Annotated in this window: 1 protein-coding gene; it reads right to left on the bottom strand. The window is 65.4% G+C overall.

Features of this window, described 5'->3' with window-relative positions; translation table 11 throughout:
• Positions 1-280, bottom strand: a 280-nt coding sequence (locus FNJ47_RS52190) for an AMP-binding protein (RefSeq protein WP_163163607.1), incomplete at both ends; no start/stop codon positions are given.

The raw sequence follows: 280 nt of genomic DNA, 5'->3' as shown, positions 1-280 counted from the left end.
GCAGCGCGTGGATCAGCACGTCCTTGTCGGTGAAGCGCCAGTAGTCGACCAGCGAATACGAGTTCGAGGCCAGATTGTCGTGCGAGAGCATCGCGCCCTTGGAGCGGCCGGTGGTGCCCGACGTGTAGAGGATCGCGGCGAGATCATCATTGCCGCGCTGCACGGTGGTGAATTCCTTCGGCGCCTTGTCGGCGGCCTCGGTCAGCGAGCCCTTGCCGCTGGAATCGAGCGTCTCGACCTTCGCGCCCACCTTGGCGGCGATTGCCCTGATGCCGTCCAG

This window comes from Bradyrhizobium uaiense (assembly GCF_010811875.1).
In the GTDB taxonomy this organism is placed as follows: Bacteria; Pseudomonadota; Alphaproteobacteria; order Rhizobiales; family Xanthobacteraceae; genus Bradyrhizobium; species Bradyrhizobium uaiense.
Note: the sequence above shows the minus strand (reverse complement) of the source record. Positions and strands in the feature narration are given on the sequence as shown.